This window comes from Microcoleus sp. S36a_B3, from assembly GCF_036700745.1.
GTDB lineage: Bacteria > Cyanobacteriota > Cyanobacteriia > Cyanobacteriales > Microcoleaceae > Microcoleus.
In genome coordinates, this window is record NZ_JAUBPN010000008.1 from 188,990 (window position 1) to 204,254 (window position 15,265).

17 protein-coding genes and 1 tRNA gene are annotated in these 15,265 nt (G+C 44.8%); 9 read left to right on the plus strand and 9 right to left on the minus strand.

Translation table 11 applies throughout. The features are described 5' to 3' along the window. Positions 1–331 precede the first annotated feature (331 nt). Genes prmA through QUA01_RS11970 form a run of 4 tightly spaced genes read left to right on the plus strand, consistent with a single transcriptional unit; the run spans position 332 to position 2,309 of the window. Entirely contained in the window at positions 332–1,222 is an 891-nt protein-coding gene (prmA, locus tag QUA01_RS11960) for a 50S ribosomal protein L11 methyltransferase (RefSeq protein ID WP_333092037.1), read from the plus strand. A gap of 9 nt (positions 1,223–1,231) precedes the next feature. Then, positions 1,232–1,354 carry a pentapeptide repeat-containing protein gene (locus tag QUA01_RS27405; RefSeq protein WP_442921568.1) on the plus strand — a complete coding sequence of 41 codons (123 nt, stop codon included), beginning with the start codon at positions 1,232–1,234 and terminating at the stop codon, positions 1,352–1,354. Positions 1,355–1,375: 21 nt separating this feature from the next. Further along, positions 1,376–1,945 (plus strand): pentapeptide repeat-containing protein, encoded by a 570-nt coding sequence (locus tag QUA01_RS11965; protein WP_333092035.1) that lies wholly within the window; start codon positions 1,376–1,378, stop codon positions 1,943–1,945. Then, entirely contained in the window at positions 1,932–2,309 is a 378-nt protein-coding gene (locus QUA01_RS11970) for a pentapeptide repeat-containing protein (protein ID WP_333092034.1), read from the plus strand. The genes QUA01_RS11965 and QUA01_RS11970 overlap by 14 nt, the downstream gene beginning before the upstream one ends. Before the next feature lie 119 nt (positions 2,310–2,428). Here QUA01_RS11970 and QUA01_RS11975 read toward each other — a convergent pair whose 3' ends face one another. Both QUA01_RS11975 and trxA read right to left on the minus strand, forming a co-directional pair. Beyond that, positions 2,429–3,013, minus strand: coding sequence for a hypothetical protein (locus tag QUA01_RS11975; RefSeq protein WP_333092033.1), 585 nt, complete (start codon positions 3,011–3,013; stop codon positions 2,429–2,431). A gap of 87 nt (positions 3,014–3,100) precedes the next feature. Beyond that, positions 3,101–3,418, minus strand: a complete 318-nt coding sequence (trxA, locus tag QUA01_RS11980) for a thioredoxin (protein ID WP_194010038.1) — start codon at positions 3,416–3,418, stop codon at positions 3,101–3,103. Positions 3,419–3,491: 73 nt separating this feature from the next. Between trxA and fabG the strand changes: the two genes are divergently transcribed. Then, positions 3,492–4,256 carry a 3-oxoacyl-[acyl-carrier-protein] reductase gene (fabG, locus tag QUA01_RS11985; protein ID WP_333092031.1) on the plus strand — a complete coding sequence of 255 codons (765 nt, stop codon included), beginning with the start codon at positions 3,492–3,494 and terminating at the stop codon, positions 4,254–4,256. 59 nt (positions 4,257–4,315) lie between these two features. Here fabG and QUA01_RS11990 read toward each other — a convergent pair whose 3' ends face one another. The 3 genes from QUA01_RS11990 to QUA01_RS12000 form a co-directional block, all read right to left on the minus strand. Beyond that, positions 4,316–4,771, minus strand: a complete 456-nt coding sequence (locus QUA01_RS11990) for an HD domain-containing protein (RefSeq protein WP_333092030.1) — start codon at positions 4,769–4,771, stop codon at positions 4,316–4,318. A 118-nt stretch (positions 4,772–4,889) separates the two neighbouring features. Further along, entirely contained in the window at positions 4,890–5,363 is a 474-nt protein-coding gene (locus QUA01_RS11995; RefSeq protein ID WP_333092029.1) for an NUDIX domain-containing protein, read from the minus strand. A gap of 123 nt (positions 5,364–5,486) precedes the next feature. Next, complete coding sequence (locus tag QUA01_RS12000; protein WP_333092028.1) at positions 5,487–6,527, minus strand: adenylate/guanylate cyclase domain-containing protein; 1,041 nt, start codon at positions 6,525–6,527, stop codon at positions 5,487–5,489. Positions 6,528–7,015: 488 nt separating this feature from the next. Between QUA01_RS12000 and QUA01_RS12005 the strand changes: the two genes are divergently transcribed. Next, a complete protein-coding gene (locus QUA01_RS12005; RefSeq protein ID WP_333092027.1) occupies positions 7,016–8,149 on the plus strand; it encodes an SAM-dependent methyltransferase in 1,134 nt (377 codons plus the stop codon). 360 nt (positions 8,150–8,509) lie between these two features. Here QUA01_RS12005 and QUA01_RS12010 read toward each other — a convergent pair whose 3' ends face one another. The 4 genes from QUA01_RS12010 to QUA01_RS12025 all read right to left on the minus strand — a co-directional run bounded on the left by QUA01_RS12010 (position 8,510) and on the right by QUA01_RS12025 (position 12,003). Continuing rightward, on the minus strand, positions 8,510–9,649 hold the full coding sequence (locus QUA01_RS12010) for a fatty acid desaturase family protein (protein ID WP_333092026.1): 1,140 nt from the start codon (positions 9,647–9,649) through the stop codon (positions 8,510–8,512). 362 nt (positions 9,650–10,011) lie between these two features. Then, positions 10,012–11,277, minus strand: a complete 1,266-nt coding sequence (locus QUA01_RS12015; protein WP_333092025.1) for a glutamate-5-semialdehyde dehydrogenase — start codon at positions 11,275–11,277, stop codon at positions 10,012–10,014. Between the two features lie 4 nt (positions 11,278–11,281). After that, positions 11,282–11,686 carry a hypothetical protein gene (locus tag QUA01_RS12020; protein WP_333092024.1) on the minus strand — a complete coding sequence of 135 codons (405 nt, stop codon included), beginning with the start codon at positions 11,684–11,686 and terminating at the stop codon, positions 11,282–11,284. A 245-nt stretch (positions 11,687–11,931) separates the two neighbouring features. Next, positions 11,932–12,003: transfer RNA gene (locus QUA01_RS12025), tRNA-Gly, on the minus strand. A gap of 219 nt (positions 12,004–12,222) precedes the next feature. Between QUA01_RS12025 and QUA01_RS12030 the strand changes: the two genes are divergently transcribed. The 3 genes from QUA01_RS12030 to QUA01_RS12040 all read left to right on the plus strand — a co-directional run bounded on the left by QUA01_RS12030 (position 12,223) and on the right by QUA01_RS12040 (position 15,208). After that, on the plus strand, positions 12,223–12,363 hold the full coding sequence (locus QUA01_RS12030; RefSeq protein ID WP_194010048.1) for a hypothetical protein: 141 nt from the start codon (positions 12,223–12,225) through the stop codon (positions 12,361–12,363). A gap of 296 nt (positions 12,364–12,659) precedes the next feature. Continuing rightward, on the plus strand, positions 12,660–13,091 hold the full coding sequence (locus tag QUA01_RS12035; RefSeq protein ID WP_333092023.1) for a hypothetical protein: 432 nt from the start codon (positions 12,660–12,662) through the stop codon (positions 13,089–13,091). A gap of 296 nt (positions 13,092–13,387) precedes the next feature. After that, positions 13,388–15,208 (plus strand): ABC transporter ATP-binding protein, encoded by a 1,821-nt coding sequence (locus QUA01_RS12040; RefSeq protein WP_333092021.1) that lies wholly within the window; start codon positions 13,388–13,390, stop codon positions 15,206–15,208. Positions 15,209–15,265: the final 57 nt, after the last annotated feature.

Genomic DNA, 15,265 nt, shown 5'->3' on the forward strand with positions numbered 1-15,265 from the left:
CTGCCAATCTAAAAGCTAAAACTTGTTCGCTCGCAAAGTCGAAGAATCCTTGATCTAAAATCAGTGCACGGTAAATCTTTGAAGGATTAAGGATTTTAGAAGCTGCTAATCTAAAATATAAAATCGTTGCACGGTAAATCTTTGAAGGATTAAGGATTTTAGATTTTGGATACAAGGACTGATAATTGGTAATGAGTAATTAGTCATTGGTAAAAAAGCCAGAAAGCTGAATTGTTTCTATTAGTCAATCCTGATTCTTCACTACCCAGTTCCCAGTTGCCAATTCCTGACGGGCCAATCTAAAATCTAAAATCTAAAATCTAAAATTGTTATGGCACATAGCTGGTGGGAAATTAGAATTATTTGCGATCCGGCGCTGGAAGATATCATTTTTTGGCGTTTGGAACAATTTAAGTGTCGGGGAACAGCCACTCAGATCAAAAGCAATTCCTGCCTGATGTCGGCTTATTTGCCCGAAGAACAAGCCCGATTGCTGGATTTGGCTGCCCTGTCTCTGTGGCTGCGACAAGATGCTCTGTGTGCAGGTTTGCCCCTACCTGCGATGCAGTGGAATTTAATTGAAGAGGAGGATTGGGGCAGCACTTGGAAGCAGCACTGGCAGCCTCAAGAAGTGGGCGATCGCTTTTTAATTAATCCCGCATGGCTGCCCGCGCCGACTGATACTGATCGCGTCATTTTGCGTTTAGATCCCGGTGTGGCTTTCGGTACGGGTGCTCACGCTACGACTCAGCTTTGTCTGGAGTCGCTGGAAATGCGTATCGGTTTTGATGACAAAGAGTGCATCGTTGCGGATATTGGCTGCGGATCGGGTATTTTGTCGATCGGCGCGGTGTTGTTGGGCGCTACAAAGGTTTATGCTTTGGATACAGATCCTTTGGCGGTGCGATCGACCATTAGCAACCGACAGCTTAACCGCGTTAACCCGCAGCAGTTAATCGCAGAACTCGGAACGGTCGATCGTTTGAAAGAAATGGTAGATGAGCCGATCGACGGTTTGATGTGCAACATTTTAGCAGAAGTAATCATAGATTTAATCCCGCAGTTCACCGCCATTAGCAAACCGAGTACATGGGCCGTGCTCAGTGGCATTTTGCTCGACCAAGCTAAGCCAATTGCTGATACTCTCGAACAGCACGGCTGGATTGTCGCTACTTTGTGGAAGCGCCAAGATTGGTGTTGTTTTAACATTCGGCGCAGTTAGTGTTCTGAGATTAATGCTAATTTGAGCCATGCTAATCTCAGAAATGCTAAATTGATTAATACTCATATGTTGCACCATTCTCAAAAACCTGTAAGGGCGGGTTCACCAAATAGTTCTGCTAAAATTAACTAATATTATTTATGGTGAAAAAAAGTGGTGGACGAAAACCATTTAACGAGACTATACGAGCAAAAAGAATTACGGAGACGGTATATAGCTGGAGAGAGAAAATTTTCGGGTATAGACCTGAAAAATTTTCATCTCTCCGAGTTTTTCCTGGTTGATATCAACTTGAGCGGCGCTAATCTGGAAGACGCTAGTTTGGAGCGGGCTAATTTAATTAATTCTAACTTGAGCCATGCTAACTTAGAAAGAGTATGTCTGAATCAATCCTTACTGATTAAGGCAAAATTGAGAAATGCCAATCTCAGGAATGCTAAATTGGTTAATGTTGACTTGACTGGTGCTGACTTAACAGGTGCCGACTTGACGAATGCCGACTTGACGGGTGCTGTGCTGATTGACACTAATTTGACTGATGCCAATTTGAATGATCTTAAAACAACAGAGCAGACTATTTTTCATCAAGTGACTATGCCTGACGGCAGGATTCAAAACGATTTAAACAGAGCGTTGTCTGCTGAAGAATTGCTCCGGCGCTATGGCGAGGGCGAGCGAAATTTTCAGGATAAAATAGCATCGTGTAGATTTGAGCGGTGCTGACTTGCGTGATATTGACCTGAGTCGTTCTCGCTTAAGCTATGTCAACTTTAGTTGTGCTTGTTTGGAAAATGTTGGCTTGGGAATGGCTATATTTTCTGATTTCAGAAATGCTCGATTTAGTCGGGATGAAGATTGGTTTGGTGTCTATTTTTTTTATTGCGATTTGAGAGATGCTAATTTAGCAGGAGTTGACATTAGTTATTCTAAATTCATAGGAAGCAACTTACTGGGGGCACGAGTATGCGGTGCTATACAAGGAGATATATTCTTTTACAATACTACTTGGAGTAATGGAGAATTTATCCCTGGTCCTATCAACGCTACTGAACACTGGCGGGGAGAGTTTAGGGAAGGTAAATTTTAAATTTGAAGAAGTAGTAGCAGGGTGGGTCAGCTTCAATGATAATGCCATAAGTACGATCGCCCTCAATTGGGCAAAAACAATCTCGATAATCAGGTGAGAGAGCAATTGCAGCAGCATAGTTAAGAACTAGAAACTAAAGAGCGAACGTAAAAAGACACCGCTCCAATTAAGTAAAAACCATTCACCAAAATCAACAATCCTTTCCCAATATAAGAGTGGACAAAACCAAAAACGCGGAAAGTAGACAGCAGCACTAACAGCATTTCCACCACAGAAATAATAGACCCATAGTGCTTTCTATCCCAATACGAAAACGGACTGATAAAACGGTAATTGCTGAACGGAAAAAAGTGTCGGTGAGCGTCGTCATTGTGGACTGGCAAATCTCCCAGAGAGTGCAGGATGATGCTGAGAAACAGAATTTGCACGCTTTGCCAGCCGAAGTAATAAGCAATTACCCAGCCAATAACCGCCAGAGGAATTGAATGAAACAGCGCCACAATATTCTGGACAAAAGGTTCATAATATGCAGTTGACCAAATTGTAGCTTCCGGCAAACGAGCAATGTATTTCGCCCAAAAGTAAAATAAAAATATCGGAATGTCGGGTAAGATTCCACCCGTAACGATGAGCAAATTCAACTCAGAATGCTGGGCTCTACCGAGAATGGCGAGATTGATAATCGCGTGGCTGGGAGTTTTCATGAGTAAGGTGCGTCAACTAGGATTATCTTATTCATAATTAATCAGATATTAGTTGACGCACCCTACGTGTGAGATAATTGGCTGATGTTACAAGTGAGGTTGCAGTCGATCGATCAACTGCGCCGCTTGCATCACTCCCTCAATGCGATCGACCTCAGCACCATTTTTGAACAGTACCAAAGTCGGCAAAGCATAAATGTGATGCTGCGACGCCAACTGTTCGTACTTATCCGTGTCAATCTTGACCACCATCAGCTTATCCTTCGTTTGACCGCTGACTTGCTCCAAAATCGGTGCCATCATCTGACAAGGCCCGCACCAAGTAGCGTAAAAATCTACCAACACGGGCAAATCGGAGCCCGATAGTAACTCCTCAAAACTGCTGAACTGTTTTTGAACTGCCATAAGACAAAATAATTTTTTTGGTTCTGGCTCGATTTTAGTGCAAAATTCTCTGGTAGATTGCGAGGATACAATTATGGAATTATTGCCAGAGACATATCAGAGATTGCGGGGTCAAGTTGCACTCGTCACCGGTGCATCGCGGGGAATCGGCCGCGCCGTTGCTTTAGCCCTAGCCGCAGAGGGCGCTAAAGTCGCCGTCAACTATGCCAGTTCCAGCGCTGCTGCTGATGAGGTTGTCGCAGAAATTGACGTTGCTGGCGGAGAAGCCATCGCCCTTGCAGCAGATGTCTCCAAAACTGACCAAGTGGATTCACTCATCAGTAAAGTCATGGAAAAATGGGGGCGGATTGACATTTTGGTGAACAATGCAGGCATCACCCGCGATACTTTGCTGTTGCGGATGAAGCTGGAAGATTGGCAAGCTGTGATTGATTTGAATTTAACCGGCGTGTTTTTGTGCGCGAAAGCTGCGAGTAAAATCATGCTGAAACAGCGCAGCGGCCGAATTATTAATATTGCTTCGGTGACCGGACAAATGGGCAATCCCGGACAAGCTAATTACAGTGCGGCGAAGGCTGGGGTAATTGGTTTTACTAAAACTGTGGCGAAGGAATTGTCTAGTCGTGGCATAACTGTGAATGCTGTTGCACCGGGTTTTATCACTACAGATATGACGAAGGATGTCAAGTCTGATGAGATTTTGAAATACATTCCGCTGGGAAGATACGGCGAAGTTGAGGAAGTTGCGGGGATGGTCAAGTTTTTGGCGGCGGATGCGGCGGCGGCTTATATAACGGGGCAGGTTTTTAATGTGGATGGGGGGATGGTGATGGCTTAGATTTGTTTTTTTTTAACCGCAGATGCACGCGGATGAAAGCGGATATCTGCGGTTAATAATTACTTTAAGGCCGCACGCAACTGACTGAGGACTTTTTTGTATTTTGCCATGCGTTGAAAATCTGCCTCTGTCGGATTGGCGATGCGACGAATATCAAGGTTATGAGTAACATCAGCGATTTTGACTCGCAGTGCGATCGGGTTGGCAATCACACGTTCTAAATAAGCTGCATAAGCCTCTCCTTCTATTTTGGTAATCGCCGCGATCGCCGAGACGATAACTTCAGGAAAATCTTCGCTTCTAAGTTGCTCAAGTGTAAGTTCAGAATCTTCGACTGCATCGTGGAGAACCGCTACGATTTTCTGCTCTAGAGAAGTTACATTTTCCATCACAAATAGCGGATGATCGAGATAGGGATTACCTGCCTTATCAACCTGCCCCTCATGTGCTTTGGCTGCGATCGCGATCGCCCGTTGCAGTAATAATTCGTAGTCGGAATTCGTATTAGACAACATAAGCTATTCTCCATTTTGACTGTATGTCAAAAAATAATAAAACTCTTGTGGGATGGGCATCCTGCCCGCCATGAATATGCGATTTAAATGCGCGACAACATAGTACATGAATTCTCTATTAAAATTTCATTTTCCTGGTGGCTAAAAGGTCGTGTGTGGTTTGCGATTTTAAATATTCCTGTAAAAATTTCCAAGCCATTTGAGTACCCTCCCCTGCGTTGACTTTTTCAAAATCTACATCTTTTCTCAAAACTACCAAACCGACACCTTCTTTGATTTCTATTTTATCGTAATCGCTAACTATCGCCAAAAAAAGATGGTTATTTTGTAAAATCTTTATATCGTTTTGGGTCTTTTGGTGAGTAAAAGTTGCGATAAATTCCATTGTGTAATCATGTATTGCGAGGCAAGTTTCTTCCTCCATTTCTCGCACTGCTGCCTGCTGTGGAATTTCTCCAATGTCCACGCCACCACCAAAAGTAGAAACCATTCCTTGACTGGCAATACCGGGAATATTATCTCGCAGTTGTACTCCAATCTGACCGTTCGGGAGCATTATAAAAATGCGAACTATTGACTTGGGGATATTCATATTATCGAGTTTATAACAAAAAGAAACTTGCTTTATATAGCGGTTCTCACAAAAGTGAGGATAGCCCTATGCCCTAGGCCGGATAGTACTTCCTCTTTCTGAGAAAGGCTATAGTTTTATAATTTAACTCAACATTTTCCTAATCCAATTGTAAACCGCAGCAGACCAAACCCGTAACTTATTTACAAAAATTTGCCAAATTGAAACTTTTCTTACCTCAAATAAATCTTCGATTTCCACGGGCAGCGGTGGCATTCCGACTACTTCATAGAGCGGATATTCGCCGCTTTTTCCCGGAATTTCAACTAATACGCATTGATTGACGATCGCCAATTCCTTGACTTCCTGATAAGTCTCCTCGGAAATCAACAAACTCGTTCCTACTTGCTTGTTCGCAGCCTCGATCCTGCTGGCAAAATTCACCGCATCTCCGATCGCCGTAACTGTCTGACTGTTCGACGCCCCCAAATTCCCCACAACCGCCAAACCGCAGTGAATCCCAATCCCAATCCGCAATCGGTGACGGTATAAAGCCTCAAAATAGGGATTGAGTTTCTCTAGTTCCTCCAGCATCTCGACTCCCGCCCTCACTGCTTGTTCCGCCGCCTTTTCGGGATTTTCTAACCCAAATAGCGCCATGAAACCGTCTCCCATATAATTATTAATCATCCCACCATTCTTATTGATTACAAAACCCATTTTCTGGAAATAGCGATTTAAAATATAAATTACGTCGTAGGGTAGCAGCGATTCTGCAAACGCAGTAAACCCTCGAATATCAGCAAACAAAATTGCAATTTTTTTCTCGTGTCCCACAGGTGCAGAAATCAAATTTCCGACCATTTCGTCGTTAAATGCTTCCAAGTCTTCAGAATCGATCGCCAATCGGCGCAAAATCACCTTCCCGCCAGCAATCTGTGTCTGACAAGCCAGCCTAATTTCGGGCTCTAAGCGTAATTTTTTTGCAAGTTCCTCTTCCGACGAGGTGCGCGGAGAGCAAAATTCCAAACCTTCGACAATCAAGACGCGGCAAGTCGAACACCGGGCGCTACCGCCGCAGATGTGGGTGTGGGGAATGCCGGCACTGAGGGAAGCTTCGAGAATTATATCGTCGTCGTCTATCTCGATCGTGCGATCGTCCGGCAGATAGTGAATGTGCGGCATCTGTGGCATCTCCAACCTGAATAGCGCGAGAAATCTCGCTCAAATCTGCGATCGCCATCAACCGGTGCGATGCCAACCCAATTTTTCAAACTCTTTTCTATATGCCCTGATTGCTTAACTGTATCAGGATTTTCTCTTATTTTCCGAACTCAACCGCTAAGCTGAGGCCCGATACGGGACATTCAGAAAAAGATCGCCTCACTCGATCGCTATTAGATACCCAACTTCTTCAAGAAGTCGCAGAGTTGGGAGTTCTGTTTTCTAGCGTTACTTTTATTGACAAAATTAAATTATTCTTAATAGTTTAATAGGGGCTGAAAGCCTTATAAATTCGTTGCCTAATCCGACCTGTCAGCCACATATTTTTATATTTTAGCAGGCTTTAGTTCTTAGAACCTTAATTAGTAATAGTTTCAGGTTTTTGACCCTATAACGGCCAGCAAATTTTTGTGAGATAGAATAGCAGCATCTTTAAAACCAATATAATCATGAGTTCATCAACAGCCCTACAAAACATCGAAAAGCACATTCCGATCGTAGGTAATATCCATCTCAAAAGCCCGATTGCCTACCGAGCAACCCGCCTCGCAGTCAGTGCAGTTAACGCGGTGCAAATGGCAGTAGCAGAGTCTTATATCAACGGCTTAGAAGTACCAGATTCTGTATTGCGATCGCTTTTTGATACCTGTATGCCCGTCTTTTTTAAGTATTTTCCCTCTCTGCTCGCACCCTACGAATGGGTACTAACAGAAACAGACCATACAGCCGAAGGGCCGCGGGATTTAATGAAAATTCAGTACGACTTACCTCAAGCAATGCTGAATCCGATGTTAGGCGACGGAAAACTCATTTATCCTAAGTACAGCATGGGGCTGTGGGAAAAAGGAGCCGCCAACCTTGAACAATCGCAAATGCAGATGATTGATGATGTGATTGAAAAGCTAGAGATTCAGGATGGCGATCGCATTTTAGACTTTGGTTGCGGTTGGGGTTGCGTTCCCAATTACATTCTTTCCAAATTCCCCAATGTCCAGTTTACTGGCATTAACCTCAGCCACAACCAATGCGAGTATATGCGTCAGAAGATGCAAGACCCCGAAAGCTACCTTAGTTCAGGTCGATTTACCCTATATGAAGGCGATTTGAACGACGCCAACTTCGAGACAAAATTTGACAAAATTCTCTCCATCGGAGTTTTTGAGCATATAGGCAATTTAACGAAGGGTTTCCAACAGCTTGCCTCTTTCCTGAAGGATAACGGCAAAGTTTTCATTCACATTATTACAGTCCGCATTCCCAACAATATATCCAGCGTTTTCACGCACAAATACATTTTCCCCCACGGCCGTTACTGGAAATACGATGCAGTTCCCAGCCACAACAAAGACCTCAAAACCATAAAAAGCTGGTATCTCAACGGATACAATTACTCCACAACCTTTGCTAACTGGCTGAAAAACTTTGACGATTCTCAGGCAACAGTCAAAGATTTAGACTACGGCATCGACTATGCCAAATTCCGCCGCATCTGGCGGTTTTACTTGATGTGGTTTGTGTCTAATTTTGCGAGTTGCGACGGCGAATACAACGGCAACGGTCAATATTTAATGGTTCATGCCTAATCGCTAGCATTCCCGGACAGGCTTTGATGTCATGTCCGGCTAATTATATTAAATCCGGTAACATCGGAATTGTAGTAGGGGCGGGGCGGGTTTATATAATTTTTCGATTTTTATCAAATATTTAACTGCACCCGTACCGACAAAACTTAAAACGCTCTAATTCTGCATCAAACGGAAATGATATTGCTTGTTACCACGATCTTCTTGATAACGTAGATAGGCGAGGAATAGCCGACTTTTATCTCAAAACTTACAGGAGAGAAAGCTGTAGGAGGTGCTTAAGTTATTAAGTTTTCGCTCCTTACTGTTGACTAGCAGTAAGGTGCGCTCGCGCACCTTACTTATTAAAATATGACTATATCAGCCTTTGTATTCTTCCACAATCGAGCAATTCACGACCATTGTTCCAGAGGAATCAGTGAAGGTGACTTCATCTTTGTAATGTCTGGGGGTTTGCATCAACAAGCGCCAAGCTTCTCCAGCATCGATTAAATTCATGCGGCCGGGATAGTGAATTTGCAACAACTCTTGCACCATCGGGTAATAGTTTGAGTTGATGCTGGGAAAAATGTGATGTTCTGTGTGGTAAGAAAAATTTAAGTGCAGCAAATCAAATATTTTAGGAACCCGCAGCGAAGCACTATTTATCAGCGGGTCGTTAATCTCGGTCATCCGACAGCCCATGTGATTGGTGAAGATGTAGAACATGGCACCTGCATGACCGATCGCGATCGGCAAAATGTAGGCAAGAGCTACTTTAATCGGGTTAAACTCTAGATAGAACAAGATACTCAGGTGAATTGCGACAATTCCCAGACATTCAAAGGCGATCGTTCTTCTATCTTTCGGACTAACTGTAAAGGCAGCCGGTACGTAATCGACAGATTTATCGTTGAATAACAGTACCGAGGTGAGATTGCGGAAATTGTGTACAAACCAGGAACCGGCCATCCCGACAATTAACCACAGCGGATTGACTTCCACCGACGGTACAAATAGATTTTGAATCCATTTTCCCCAAGTGTCGGGCTGCTGGGACAGGTAATTGCGATCGGGGTCTGCTAAGGAGTTGGTGGTATTGTGGTGTACGAGGTTGTGCAGATTTTTCCACTGAGTAGGCGGCATGAACAGCATACTTAGGCCAAAAAAGGCGATCGGATAAGTGAGGCGAGACTTTTTCTGAACGCTACCGTGCATCAAGTCGTGGGAGCTAAATAGCAAAACTATGATACTATTGCCCATGATGACGGCTAAAGGTAAGTAAAGCCCTAAAAAATAGACAGGCCAGCGATCGAGATTAGCAGCAATTCCCCATCCCAACAATAAAATCGCGATATTTATCAGCAGTATCCCTAACTTGCTTGAATTCGGTTCAAAGGCATCTGATGGCAGCAGCGGGCGCAATTTTTTAACATATACCGAGTGGTGAATTAGCGTTTCTTCGCTTAAGGTCGGTGTTTCAGTCTTGTCTAGAGTATTGAGTTTTTTTTCTGATTTCATGTTTTGGATAAGAGTATTTCGATGTCACTCAATAACTTTCTACAGTTAATTGTATCTGAGATATTGCATGATTGTTAGCAACAGGTTTTCCTGTTATGCAAAAATTTAATGTTCTTGTGAAATAAGCCGGAGATTCCGTTTCCAAACAGCTTATTGAAAATAATAGTATATATAAGTTATCGGATTTTGAACCAATAACCAATAATATCGTTTCCGGTTGCATCAGAATAATAAAATCGAGTTAACAGTCAACAGTTAACAGTTAACAGTCAACAGTCAACAATCAACAGTCAACAGTCAACAGTCAACAATGATGTTTGAGTGCAACCGGAATTGATATAGCTCACAAGAAGCAACTTACCTTAAAATTGTCCGTTACCTTGAACAATTTCTTTAATTGTCGTCAGCGTATCTAGCCCGATTAATCCCCGGCGATAACCTTTTTGGTTGGACATTCCCAAAAATATCGCATCTCCCCGATTTTGATAGCGCCAAAACCGAGGGGAGGCATTAATAAAAGTTGAGGCGCTGTTGACATCTAGAGCAAATTGGCGACTTTCTAAGTAAGATTCAGTGGCGATAGAGTCAGCGTGGCCGCTGCTGTAGCGGTTGATCCAACCGATCGCAATTTCTAAACTATCAACAACTTTAAACGCTATGGTTTTGTTTAAGTAAGGTTGAGTCCATTCGTAGGGTTCAGCCAGCTTCAACTCTGGGAAATCTGCGACGAGATCTGCGTCTCCGCTAATTTGAAAGCCTTTTTCTTTTAAACTGTTCCACAGCCTGACTAAGGAAGAAGGCTTTTGGTTGCGATCGATCAGCACTTTCTCGATCGCATTTACCGGATCTGGCACACTTTGATGGCTGTCCAAAATCATCCACCTTGCCATTTCCAAACTACCAGTCGGCGACCAATAGAGGTAGCAATTGCCCATTGCCGATCGCAACACCGGTGCAGTGCACAGCCTTACCACCTGCTGCACCAAACTCGGTCTGCCGTAGGGAATAATTAAATTGAGATATTGGTCTTGAGTCACCAAATCGCGGATTGCAGCGCCCCGATCCGGCGGCAATACCTGCAAACATCCTGACGGCAAACCGACCTCATCGATCGCCGAGTTCAAAGCTTCTCCAATTACAGCATTAGTTCGCCAGCTTTCGCTGCCACCTTTGAGAATCAAACTGTTAGCGGTTTTGAGACACAAACCCGCCGCGATCGCCCCCAACTCGGGAAACGCCTCGTAAATTAGGGCGATCGCCCCCAGCGGCAGCGATTGACAGTATACTTGACAGCGATCGACCTGATAGGAAGCATTGATCACTCTGCCGATCGGATCTGGCATTTCCCCCAACCGTTCCAGAATTTGGACAGTTGTCTTGATCCGTTCCGGTGTCAGCTTCAGCCACTCCACAATCAAGTCGGGAATCGCCATATCGCGACTCGCTTCTAGATCCAGAGTATTTGCTTCTAAAATGTCATTTTGTCTGTCTTTTAGCGATCTCGCCATCGCCTGCAAACCAGCAGCGCGATCGGTGCTTTTTGTCGCCGCCAAGTCCAAAGAAGCTTGATAAGCGCGGCGGGCAACATTTGCCCCATCTGATGAATGACTAAATTCTTCTATTATCATTTAACTAACGCCTGTAAGCCAGCCATACCATCAGAGCCGGCAGCATTGCTAGCAGCACGGCGACCATTGCCCACAGAATCACATTCGGCCCGGGCGAGTTCAGCGCCAGGGGCAACCAAATCACTAGCGGGACCAAAATCATCCCTAGCGCCAGTGGCAAGTAGTGGGTTTGAAAACCCGGATTCGCTCTGTTCCATTGCTTCCCCGTCCAGCGCCAAGCCTGCTTGTAAGGATAGTTTGTTGATAGTTGTTCGATAACCTGTCCGCTTTCATCCAATACAAATATTTGCTGACAGCGGTTGCAGCCAAAGGCTTCTGTCAGCGTTATGGGTACGAGACGACCCTTGCGCCGGCAAGGGCACGGGTACTCATCGTTTAAGTCAATTTTTTGAGCTTTTTGGGATGGCACGAGCGATCGGATAAAAAAAGCGTTTTTGCAAAAATAATCGTTAACATATCCACTTTATCAAGCTTGTCAATTCTGCCCGAGGCTTTCAATTGCTTGTTTCTAGCCGAAGCTCGACCAGCAATTTTGACTTGCAAGTTCTGGACTCAATTGTACCACTAACTTAGGTATTTTCAACCATTTCTGGGAGTATACCAAATAGTTTCTTTTGATACTCTTGGATCTTGTTGATTTTTTCCATCTTCTAAAGCGGGTGACGCGATTCGAACGCGCGACATTCACCTTGGCAAGGTGACGCTCTACCACTGAGCCACACCCGCATTTCCTGCGGTCTTAACTATCATGTCTCAATTCTCCGAATTTGTCAAGTCTTTTTTATAAGTTTTTTTTTCAGACACTTCAGACAGCGCGCCGGGCCGCGCCCCGCCTGAATTTGCAGCAGCTTGATTGTTAAAAAAATCAGTAATTGCAGTGCTTTTAACCGTCATTCGCCCAAGGCAAGGCTACAATCAAGCTGCAATCGTGGGAGAACACTGCTCATGTCAGACTTAAATCGCGGAATCATGAAGTTCAAAGGAGCTGACAGCCCGATCGCGATCGGCCTTTCGGCGATCGTCATTGGCAGCGGCATCGGCTTCCTGATCTGGTGGGCGATGCAATCAGCCTACGCCTTCAGCTAACAGGCGCATAGAACTAGGACTTATGCAAAAACCCGGTTTCTCAGAAAAATCGTCGATAGATTCGGGAGATACTTGAGGCAGGAACCGGGTTTTTGAGTTCGCGCGCCTCCAGCACTGAGAACCTAAGAATTAGAAAGCATTGCTCAGAAGGCAGAATTTTCAGCAAATTCTGTCTTCTATATTTTTTTGCCCTCAGACAGCACTTGCCAAACTCTTATGTGATGCTTATCCTGAGCTTGATGAGGCTTTTATACTTGTAACTTAATATGCGATCGATTTTCTTGACGTTTGCTCTCATGTGTTTAGCTAGCCCCGCTGTTGCTGCAACCTGCGAGGAAAGCTTTCAAAAAAAAGGCGACTTTCTCAGTGGTGCTGCCTTTTCGGCGCGGGTTCAGGTTGAGGGATTATCAGTAGAAAAAGCATTTTCGCAATTGCGACCCATTTTAGCCCGCGAGGGGATCAAGACTGTCAGCACTGATGTGAGTATGGGTGTGATGAAAGCAGAAAATCCCGCAACAGCTTTTCAGCGCGCTTTGCCGATAGATGTATTTGCCTCAGAGGATGACAATCTGTTAACTGTCGAGATGATTTTTACCATTCCCAGTGGCGTGGGTGCAAGCAGGGACACCGTGAAAAAATACTTGTGCGATGCGCTAAATCAATTGTTGCCCAAAACTACAAGTACAAGGACTTCTGCGACACCACAACTGAGTTCGGCATTGCATTAATTCGATCGCTCTTGGGAAACTATCTGCGTTAAGGAACGTTAATCTGTGGTTTCCTGTTGCTGCATCAACGCTTGAAATATCATCGCGGGCGATCGAGTGCAGCAGATCGATCGCCCCTTCCCCATCATATCTATGTCAAATCAGCGATCGCACTCCTGAGTTAGCTGAGCCTATCTGCTGTTATCCCATAGATTTCCCCCACCAACTACTTTTGTAGTATGATCGTAGTCCGACCGCAGTCGCGCGCAATTATCAAACTCAAGTGTTTGGAAGGGGTTGTATCTCACAAGAAATTTATGGCAAGCTTTCAGGACATCATCAAATACTACAACAATTACTGGAAAACCTCGGTTCTGAGCATCGGTGCATCCAGCCTGTTTGCGATCGCAGATTTAGCCGTACCCTACGCGATCGGGCAACTCTTAAACGTATTGTCCGATCGACCTACAGACACAATAACGCAAAAATCGATCGCTGCGATCGCCTCATTTACCCAGCAGTCACCAAGCAAAATATTATCCTTATCCGTCTTGCTGGGCTTGATTTTTATCGTAACAGTCGCCAAAGCACCCATACAGCCTTGGGTGGGAAATTGGTTCCACTGGGCGCTACCATTAACAGCGCGGCGCGATCGAATGAAAGGAGCGATCGGCAAAATCCTCACCTTACCCCTAGAATTCTACGACGAAAACAACGCCGGACGGATTGCCAGCCGCATCGCCAAAGGCATCGCCAACCACACTTGGACTTACCCAGAAATTGCCGGTGAATTCATCCCCGAAGTCGTGCGCTTAATCGGCATCTTTGCAGTTATCTGGTTAATTGAATGGCGGATCGGCTTATTAATTTTGGTTTCCTTCCTCTTTATCCTCAGTTTCACCCTCCAAAGCCTCCGACAAGTCACTCAGCGCGAAGCAATTTTGGATGAATACATCGAAAATACCGAAAGCCGCAACTCAGAAATTATTACCAACATCAAAACAGTCAAAGCATTTGCGACGGAAACAGACGAACTAAAAAGACAAACAACCAGACTCGATCGCGAATTGAAAGTAGTAGTTAACCGCATTCACAAAGGATACGTCATCCTGGGGACATACCAGCAGACGATCGTCCAGCTTTGCTTGTTTTCAGTTCTAGGTTTTAGTTTGGCAGCAACAGTCGCCGGCCAGATATCTCTGGGATATTTTGTTACGGTTTACACCTTAGCAAGCATGGCTTATTCCCAACTGCGTCCGATTAGCATTATCGCCGAATTATTGGCCCGCCGGTATTCTTCAATGATCCGGTTTCACGAGTTTATGCAATTGCCAGACGGTGTAGATGCAGGCAATTTATATGCAGAAAATGCTGTATCGGCGTCGCCCTATAAATTTACTGGCAAAATCGAGTTTTGCGGGCTGACATTCGGGTACGATCGCCAAAAGCCTGTTTTGCAGGATGTAAATTTGTTGATTTATCCCTGTCAAACAGTAGCATTAGTCGGGCGATCGGGTTCGGGGAAATCAACATTAGTTAAACTGCTATTTCGGTATTTCGAGCCCAACTCCGGCCGCATTCTGATCGACGGCGAGGACATTTGCAGCTTAGACGTGACTCGCTACCGCAAGCGTTTAGCCATCGTGCATCAAGAAGTAGACGTATTTAACGGTACTCTATTGGAAAATTTGATTTACGGCAACCGGAAAGCAACTTTTGAGCAAGTTGAGGAAGCTTGTCGCATCGCCAGAGTAGACGAGTTTGTCGGCTTGTTGCCCCAAGGTTACTATACCGTTGTCGGGGAGCGGGGAATGCGTTTGTCCGGCGGTCAGCGGCAGCGGTTGGGGATTGCCAGGGCTTTGTTGGTGGAGCCGGACGTGTTAATCTTTGACGAAGCTACTTCTAGTTTGGATTATGAGTCGGAGCGATCGATCCAACTAGCCATGCAAAACATCTTGGGTACGCGCACCACCATAATTATCGCCCACCGACTGAGTACAATTCGCGAAGCCGATGCGATCGTTGTATTAGACGGCGGTAAAATCGTCGAAATTGGCAGCCACGACGAACTCTTGAAGCAACAAGGCATTTACCGCCGCCTGCACTCCCTGCAAGAAACCGGCGAATTATTGAATTAGGGATTTGGGCTTAGCCGAGGCTTGGTGCACTACAGCAACATAATTAATAATTTTTTA